The sequence below is a fragment of the Aquirufa sp. genome, from assembly GCF_044377215.1.
Taxonomy (GTDB): domain Bacteria; phylum Bacteroidota; class Bacteroidia; order Cytophagales; family Spirosomataceae; genus Aquirufa.
On sequence record NZ_JBILJM010000013.1, the window covers coordinates 53,283 to 62,625 of the forward strand.

General features: G+C 37.6%; 5 protein-coding genes and 1 pseudogene. 3 read left to right on the forward strand and 3 right to left on the reverse strand.

Features of this window, described 5'->3' with window-relative positions:
* Positions 1 to 146 precede the first annotated feature (146 nt).
* The 3 genes from ACIQ6T_RS05995 to ACIQ6T_RS06005 form a co-directional block, all read right to left on the reverse strand.
* A complete protein-coding gene (locus tag ACIQ6T_RS05995) occupies positions 147 to 1,142 on the reverse strand; it encodes a FecR family protein (protein ID WP_395785005.1) in 996 nt (331 codons plus the stop codon).
* A gap of 10 nt (positions 1,143 to 1,152) precedes the next feature.
* Positions 1,153 to 1,710 carry an RNA polymerase sigma-70 factor gene (locus ACIQ6T_RS06000; protein WP_395785006.1) on the reverse strand — a complete coding sequence of 186 codons (558 nt, stop codon included), beginning with the start codon at positions 1,708 to 1,710 and terminating at the stop codon, positions 1,153 to 1,155.
* A gap of 339 nt (positions 1,711 to 2,049) precedes the next feature.
* Positions 2,050 to 3,672, reverse strand: coding sequence for a sulfatase (locus ACIQ6T_RS06005; RefSeq protein WP_395785007.1), 1,623 nt, complete (start codon positions 3,670 to 3,672; stop codon positions 2,050 to 2,052).
* 16 nt (positions 3,673 to 3,688) lie between these two features.
* On the opposite strand from ACIQ6T_RS06005, the gene ACIQ6T_RS06010 reads away from it, so the two are divergent.
* The 3 genes and pseudogenes from ACIQ6T_RS06010 to ACIQ6T_RS06020 all read left to right on the forward strand — a co-directional run.
* Positions 3,689 to 5,851, forward strand: coding sequence for an alpha-galactosidase (locus tag ACIQ6T_RS06010; protein ID WP_395785008.1), 2,163 nt, complete (start codon positions 3,689 to 3,691; stop codon positions 5,849 to 5,851).
* Positions 5,852 to 6,069: 218 nt separating this feature from the next.
* The gene (locus ACIQ6T_RS06015) at positions 6,070 to 9,141 is read left to right on the forward strand and encodes a SusC/RagA family TonB-linked outer membrane protein (protein WP_395785009.1); all 3,072 of its coding nucleotides are present in this window, start codon (positions 6,070 to 6,072) and stop codon (positions 9,139 to 9,141) included.
* 11 nt (positions 9,142 to 9,152) lie between these two features.
* A pseudogene (locus ACIQ6T_RS06020) lies at positions 9,153 to 9,343 on the forward strand (RagB/SusD family nutrient uptake outer membrane protein); the annotation flags it as partial.

Genomic DNA, 9,343 nt, shown 5'->3' on the forward strand with positions numbered 1-9,343 from the left:
CGCAAGTTTTTAGTGTTTAATCGACATTTTTTCATAGATTTAAGAGTTTTATAATTTACATTTTGAAACATTTAACCCGCCTCAGATTGGCATTTGTTACGGGTTGACTTATTGAGCAGAAAGGAGATTTTCTCCTTTCTGTTTATTTAATTACATCCATCACCTTTTATAAAAATAACAGTCCCTCTTTTTTCATAAGTGGCCCCAATTGATTTACATATTAAATCCAATTGTGTAAATAGTGCCAGCCCGTTTAAGTCTGCCGTAATTAGGCAATCATTTGATTTGGGATTAGTAGATATTATTTCAACTCCATAATGTTTTGACATTGTCAATAATACAGTTTGAAGCGGAGTAGCCTGAAAAATTAGCTGGTTCTTAGAAAAATCGGACGCCAAATTCGGTATTGGGTTATTTACAATAGTCGGATTAATTGTCCTCGTAGCTACATCAAATACAACTTTTTGGTTTCGCGTTAGAATAACCCCATTTAAATTATTGTTGTTGCTAACTTTATTTGAATAAACGGATACTTTTCCACTTGTTACAGACACCTCAATTTGGTTATTTTTCGCATTCGATTTTACCCAAAAACTAGTACCTAAAACTTCCGAATTTAAATCACCGGAATGGACGATAAATGGCTTTGAAACATTTCTTTTCACTTGAAAGAACGCCTGCCCTTTTAAAAATATATCTCTTTTTTTAAGATTAAAATCTCTCCCATAGACAATGCAACTTTGAGGTTTTAAAATCACCATTGATCCATCTTTCAATTGAATTTTTTGATCAATCAACGTCATGTTTTTCATCTCCATACCCTCCTCCAATCGTAAAGATTTAAAATTTAAACCTTCTGAAGGGTTATTTTTGACTAGAAATACAACCAAGAAAATTGCGGCTATGCCGATTAGTAAACTTATAGATACTTTTGATGCTAGGGAATGTTTTTTTGTTGAAATATTTGAACTGACATGTTTCCAAATCCGACTCTTAATCTGGATCTTTTCTGATTCAGAAATAGTTAAATAATTATCTCTATTTACTTTTTCACCCCACTCCATTAATAGCTTAACTTCCTCCTCAGTACAATGGCCTTGAAGGTATTTATTAGCGAGTAAATTAAACTCTTGCTGTGTCATATAAATAGTTCTAATTTAACAATGAATAATCTTTTAAATTTTCTTTTAAAAACTTTAAGGATTTTGTAATATGATACTCTACCGCCTTCTCACTTAAGTTCATTTGAATAGCAATCTCTTTTGTATTCATATTTTCAAACCGACTTTTTTTGAATATATGATTACTTTTTTCGGGTAATTGTGCGAGTACTTTTTCAACTGCGTCTTTCAAGTCATTGTAGTTAACAATTTCTTCCGTATGAAAATGAAAGTCTATTTCTTTTAGAATTACATACTCTTGATATTTTCGGAAACTAATTTTAGAACGTATGAAATCATAAATCTTATTTTTTATAGAAATAACTAAATAGAGATCTAAATTTTGAATGGAACATATCTCACGTCTATTCCAAATACTCAAAAAAACTTCCTGTACCAATTCTTCTGCTTCCTCTCTATTTCCTGTTTGATTGAAGGCTATGCGGTAAATCTTAAACCAATATTTAGAATAGATTTCCTCAAAGGCAGCCGTACTCCCTAGCTTTAAACCTGAAACCAATTGGTAATCTTCTAGCCCTTTATAATTCATGTGAAAAAAATTGAAACTTACTATAAGTCTGAATAATCATATAGTCTGACAATCTGCAAAAAACCCTAAATAAAATTTAAATAATTTAATTTTATTTACATTCCTTGCCTACTTCACTCCGAGTGAAGTGTACAAATACAGCATCATTTTGAGGTTGGTTAGTTTGAATTTATAGCGTAAAAGCTATTATTTAGACAATTACAACTTTTAAAAGACAGAATTGACTAAAGAAAAAGAATCAAAGAAAAATCTACTAAAATTGAGCTTAGTTCATCGTAAAATTCGTAAACAATTAACTCATTTGTTTACAAAAAAGAATTTGCAAAAATTATTGCCATTTTAATATTTCAACCGCATTTCCGTGGGTGAGTACCCTATTCGGTGGCTCATCACGTAAAGCGAATCCCCTTTATTAATCGTGATTGGTTTGGTATATACCATCCAAGTTTCCTTCGAATTCTTTCTATAACCAATCGATGCGCCGGGTGTAGGGCATGATAGCTGAGCTTTCCCAGCCACGATAGCCACCTTTGTTTGGTCAGTTTTTGGGGGATTAGCTTCTCCCTTCCACCAAAGTTTCAGCATATCTAATTCAGGCATTTCACCGAGATCGCCATATTTTGAAACCCAGTCCAAATGCTTTTTGCGCAGTTCTGCCAACTTATTTTTATACGCTGGGTCTGAAGCCAAATTAGTAAATTCATGCGGGTCATTTTGCGTATCAAATAATTCCTCTACTGATTTTGTTGGCCTAAACCATTTTAATTGCGTTTCATTTAGTTTTCCGGCAGCTTTGAGTGCCAACATATGCGTCATTAATGGATTTTGTAGTCGGTATTTAATTGGTTGATAATACGATTTTTCAGGCATGTAGTTGCGAATGTACTTGTATCGCCCGTCGCTCACGGCACGCACGCGGTCATACTCAGCATCCATCCGATCACGTGCTGCATAAATGTATTTTCGTTTTGCCTTTGCTTGTTGGCCCCCTAAAAAAGCCTGACCGTGTATTTTTTGTGGAATTTTTACGCCCGCTAAAGAAAGGACGGTGGGGCCCATGTCAACAAAACTAATGAGTTGATCATCTACTTTTCCTTTGGGCAAGTGAGGGGATTTAATTAACAAAGGGACTTTTAGGCCACGCTGGGATAATTCCCTTTTTACAAAAGGCATTCCATCACCATGATCGCTGTAAAAAAATATAATACTTTCTTCATACAAGCCATCGTCTTTTAATTGCTTGATGATTTCGCCAACTTGTTGGTCCATCACCATCACATTTGACAAAAAACGCGCAATGGTTTTCCGGCTGACGGAATCATCAGGATAGTAAGGTGGAACGAGTACGTCTTTGGGATCTACCAAAAGTGGCTGTTTTTCTCGCGCCCAAACTTGGGATTCATGGGTGGTTTCTATATTAAAAACAGAAAAAAATGGCTGTGATTTAGACGGGCGTTTCCGCCAATGTGCCTTTTTGCTACTTTCATCCCATGCCGTTACGGGCGCTTCAAATTGATAATCCTGTTTCGCATTGTTTGTACAATAATATCCCGCCATGCGCAGGTATTCTGAAAAACATTTCACACCCGCTGGAATTACAGCGGAATAGGGTTTTAGACCTGCAGGGTAATCATCTTTGGCATTAGCTGAAAATCCTAAGGTGCGCATGTGCTGTCCACCAATTGCCGTTTGATAATTACCTGTAATTAGAGCGCAGCGGCTTGGAGCGCAAACACCAGCCGTGGAATATACTTGGGTATAGCGTACGGCCTCTTTTGCCAACTGATCTAAAACGGGGGTTTTGGCCACTTTTTCTCCATAAGAACCTAAATGAGGGGACATATCTTCGCAGACAATCCAAACAATATTCGGCTTTTTTACTTGATTTTCAGGTTGATTTGGTCGCGCAAAAAGACCAACTAGTGGAAAAAGAGAACAAAAAATAATACCTATATTTCGCATGATAAAAACCAAATTAATGTCGGCCAAAATACTAAAATATTTTTCAGTTTTACTTATTTTCTTTTCAGCAGAAAGTAAATGTCAATTCCAATCAATTGAAAATGACTGGTTAATTAAGCCCATAAAGCAGAAAGCGAATATCACCCATCAGGGTAATCGCATTATTCTAGACAATGGACTTTTGCGTAGAGAATTTTATGTGGGCAAGAATTTGGCATGTTATGGGTATTTGAATTTAAGTAGCGGCCAACAATTATTACGGGCTATTCAGCCGGAAGCAAAGCTTGTGTTGAATGGAAAAATGTATGCTGTAGGTGGCATGGAGGGACAGAAAGAGCGGGCCTATCTACGACCTGATTGGTTAAAAGACCTGACGGCTGGTCCACAGGATTTTACATTTATAGGTTTTCAAATTTCGGACATCAAACCCTTCATTTCTTGGAAAAGAAAAACCTGGGCATCGAACCATGAACAAGCGACAGGAAAACAAATTTCGTTTGAGTTTACATCACCAATCGCCGAGCTGAAAGGAATTCATGTCTTTGTCAATTATGAGCTAGTTGATGGCCTACCATTACTCATCAAATGGGTCAAAATAGAAAATAAAAGTACCCAAAAAATCGAATTGGACCGTGTTATTCATGAAGTGCTTGGACTAGTAGAGGAAGAGAGTGCCGTGGTAGGGAAGCCCGAGGAAATGAAAAAACAACACGGCATTTATGTGGAAACAAATTATGCATTTAACAATGCCATGCGGTATGATATTAGTGATCAAACCACGCATTGGAAAACAGAACCCAGTTATACATCTCAAGTCAATTATAATTTTGAGACGCCATGCTTATTGGAAATCTACCCAGAAAAAGCCCCGGGCATTAACTTAAAACCAGGTGAAGATTTTAACTCACCACGAACGCATGAATTATTAATGGATAGTTATGACCGACAGCGAAGAGGATTAATGATCCGAAGAATGTATCAAAAAATCGCTCCTTGGACCACTCAGAATCCAATTTTTATGCATTTAATCAGTAAAAATGATGCGGAAGTTAAAACGGCAATTGACCAATGTGTGGCTACGGGCTATGAAGCGTTAATACTTAGTTTTGGTAGCCATTTAAAAATGGAGGATTCTACCGCGACTAATATACTGCGTTGGAAAAATCTTGCCGACTATGCGCATGCAAAAAATGTTATGATTGGTGGATATTCGTTGTTTAGTAGTCGGAAAATTAGCGATTCAGATGACGTCATTGACCCTAAAACTGGCAAGCCGGGTGGGGCATTTTTTGGAAATGCACCCTGTTTTGGAAGTCCGTGGGGGCTAGCATACCGCGATAAAATAAAGTTGTTTTATTCGAAGACGGGTTTTGATATATGGGAGAATGACGGCCCTTATCCGGGTGATGTTTGTGCATCTACCTTACACCCGGGCCATGTGGGATTGAAAGATTCGCAGTGGAGGCAAATGGAAATTCAAAAAGAATTATATCGTTGGCTCAATGAAAAAGGGGTGTATATCAATGCTCCCGATTGGTATTTTTTGGACGGTACACATAAAATCGGCATTGGTTATCGGGAGGTCAATTTTAGTTTGTCGAGGGACCAACAAAAAATTCTGAATCGCCAAAATATTCATGACGGTACCATCGAAAAGACGGCAGCAATGAGTTGGGGTTTTGTGCCATTAACTGCTTATCAAGGCGGAAATGCTGAGTCAGTTTTAGAGCCGCTCAAGGATCATTTGGATGATTATCACCAATTAATGATGCAGTATTATGGGGCAGGCGTTCAGGCTTGTTATCGTGGGCCGCGGCTTTTTGATACCGAGGAGACGCGTCTTATGGTTAAAGAAACGATAGATTGGTATAAAAAGTACCGTGATGTATTAAATGCAGATATGATACAGTTACGAAGGCCGGATGGTAGAGACTGGGATGGATTTATTCATGTAAATCCGAGTGGAATTCATAAAGGCTTTGTGATGCTATACAATCCAACGAATACGCTAATGAAGCGGAAAATATCCTTGCCTTTATATTACACGGGAATTTTAAAGACAGCAAAAATTACATCTAAAGAGGGGACAATACGAATCACATCATTACGTCCATCAAAAGATATTGATTTGGAATTTGTTATCTCACCTAATTCCTACACCTGGTTTTTGATTGATTAACCGGTATTGTCATGCTTAAGTTTAGCCACAGCTCACATAAAGATGGTCAGCAAGGTTTGAAATCAATTAGTTGGATTTGCATAGTGCACTCAAAGTTATTTTTGTAAAAATTAAATAAATATTATAACTATCCTTATTCCATATAGGATAGTTGCCTTTCGATAAATTGCCTACTTTGCTGTTAACTTTTTAATCATATTTAAAGAATCTAAATTTCTATGAAAAAAATTCTATTAACATTAGTTACGATGTTAACGCTTTTCCAAGGACTTGCACAAAGTATGCAGGTGAAAGGAAAGGTTAGTTCATCTGATGGCTCGGGAATTCCAGGAGTTTCCGTAACCGTAAAAGGTTCCCCCAATGGTAGTATTACAGGTGCCGATGGGAATTATACAATCCAAGTAAATTCAGGAGCAACCGCTGTCCTGGTTTTTTCATCGGTTGGCATGAACAGTAGATCGGAAATAGTAAGAAACCGATCAATCATTAACGTTAGTTTAGATGATAATTTGCAAGAGTTATCTGAGGTTGTTGTTGTTGGGTACGGTTCTCAACGAAAGCAAGACATCACTTCCGCTATTTCTGTGATTGGAATGAAGGATATTGGTGAGCAACCAGCGAATAACGTAAGCCAAATGTTGCAAGGGCGAGCTGCCGGTGTTTCTGTGAAGCAAAAAACGGGTGCTCCCGGAGGAGCTTTTGAGGTTCGTGTTCGAGGAATTGGCTCTTTAGGTGCTGGTAGTGATCCTTTGTATGTTGTTGACGGATTCGTAGTCGGAACTTCCTTAGGGCAAAATTTTAATCCAAATGACATCGAAAGCATTTCGATTCTAAAGGATGCGGCTTCAACCGCGATTTATGGTGCTCGTGGATCGAATGGTGTTGTCTTGATCAATACGAAGAATGCAAAAGAGGGAAAAGTGAATATCAATTTTACGTTGGATTATGGTATTCAGAATATTCCACAATCGCGTAGAACACCTGTTTTGAATGGGGTTGAATTCGCGCAATTTAAGAAGGAGATTTTCGAAGATAATTTTAGATATTTTAAAAAGCAGGAGCCAACGATTAATGATGTACCATTAGGGTATCGTTATCCTGAGCAAACCAAACATTCGACTGATTGGTTTGGAGCGATTTTAAATAACAATGCACCTTATTCAGATGCCAACTTAACCATATCATCAGGTAAAGGAACAATCAAATCGATGTTCTCCGTTGGATACTTTAAAGAAACAGGTTCAATTGTTAATACCGGTTATGAGCGTGTTTCTGTACGTAGTAATCTAGGTGGTCAAGTGACCAAGTTTTTGAACGTGGGTTTAAATATTAATGGAACAATTACCAAGCAAAACATCGCGAATACAGATGGAAGAAGTGCTTTGGTCGGTGGTTCTTTGTTGATGGATCCACGTGAGCCTATCTACAATCCAGATGGAAGTATGAGACCATACATTGGTGGAGTTGATGGTGCTTTTGGTTTTCCAAATCCATTATTCTTGTTGCAAAATGTTACGCGTAAAAGAAATATTGCGGACGTTTTGGCTAATGCTTTTGCTGAGTTTACAATTTTGCCTTCATTGAAGTTTAAAACTTCGGCGAATACAAAATTAAATTACAATGCGTTTAAGGAGTATGTTCCATCAACGATCGGAGCATCGGTGGCTTCGGGTACGGCAGGTGCTCCACCACGTATTGCAACAGCAAGAGATATTACCGATCGTCTTTTCAATTACTCATTTGATCAATTGTTGACCTACAATCCTAAAATAGGAGAAAATCAGAAGGTAGATGCGTTGGTTGGTTTCACTTCGCAGGAAGAGAATGTGTATGGAATAGATGCTTCAGGAAATACATTTCCAGATGATTTAGTACGTTATATTGGCGCGGCGTCAATTAGATCAGCTAATTCGTACGAGAATGGTTGGACACTTTTAGCTTATTTTGCTCGTGCAAACTATTCATATAAAGACAAATATTTATTATCTGCCTCTTTTAGAAGAGAGGGAAGTTCACGCTTTGGTGAATTCAATAAGTTTGGTGATTTCCCAGCAGCTTCAATCGGTTGGAGAGTTTCAGAGGAGCCATTCATGCGTGATTTAACTTTCATTAACGACTTGAAGTTGCGGGCAAGTTGGGGTGTTACTGGTAACAACAACATCGGAAATTACCCAAGTTTAGCTTTCGTGGGATTAAACAACTACATTTTAAATAATGCTTTTGCTCCAGGAAAGGTGATTAGTTCTTTTGCCAACTCATCATTGAAGTGGGAAAAATCAGACCAACTCGATTTAGGTCTTGATTTAGCGACTATGAATAATAAGCTAACATTTACATTTGAATATTACCGCAAGTTGACAAATGACATGTTACTTCCTGTTTCTATTCCAGCAGTTTCTGGTTTTACGACCAGTTTGGACAACATTGGACAAGTGGAAAATAAAGGTATCGAGTTAAGTGCTGATTATCGCTCTAATATTGGTTCTGTAAACTTCCGTTCTAATTTCAATATATCTGTAAATCGCAGTAAAATCTTAGCCATCAAAGGAGCAAATGATATGCTTTACTATGGTTCATTTTATGGAGGTTACAACGTAATGAAAGTTGGCCGTCCGATCGGTATGATTTATGGATATAAGAAACTGGGTATTTTTAACAACCAAGCTGAAATTGACGCATGGGCTAAGCAGGATGGTGTTATTCCAGGAGGTATGAAATTTGCAGATACTAATGGTGACGGTGTGGTTACATACGATACACAAGATATGGTTGAGATTGGTAATCCAAACCCTGATTTTACATGGGGATGGACTAGCGCCGCCGACTACCGTAATTTTGACATAAATGTTTTATTTGTTGGTGCCCAAAACTTTGACATCTATCGAAACATTGAGGCTTCAACCATGAACATGGATGGTGTGTTTAACGTGTTAACTAAAGCAAAGGACCGCTGGCGTTCAGAAAGCAATCCAGGATCGAATCCGGGTGCGAAAAATTCTCAAGGAGGAACAAATTACTTCAAATGGTCTCGTGAGAGTAGTGAGCGTTATGTTTACGATGGAAGTTATATTTGGTTGAAGGCAGTAACCATCGGGTACACGTTACCTAAAATGAAATCGGCACTGAGTGATGCACGTATTTTCTTTACTGCGAATAATCTGTTCTTATTTACAAAATACCCTGGAAACAATCCTGATGCGGGTGTTAGAGGTGGTACAGAGTTGAATAATGATGACGAATCATACCCAGTTCCACGTACGTTGGCTGTTGGTATTAAAATTAACTTATAACGAATCGAAACATGAAGAAGATAACATTTTTTATAATTTTGTCCGTTTCCTTGACACAGATATCGTGTAAAGAGGACTTTCTGACTACCACAGATCCTACAAGAATAGGACGTGATTTATTTTATAAAACTCAAACGCAGTTCGAACAAGCTTTGAATGGCGTTTACGGTCAGTTGCAAACAATTACGAACACCGCTTACAT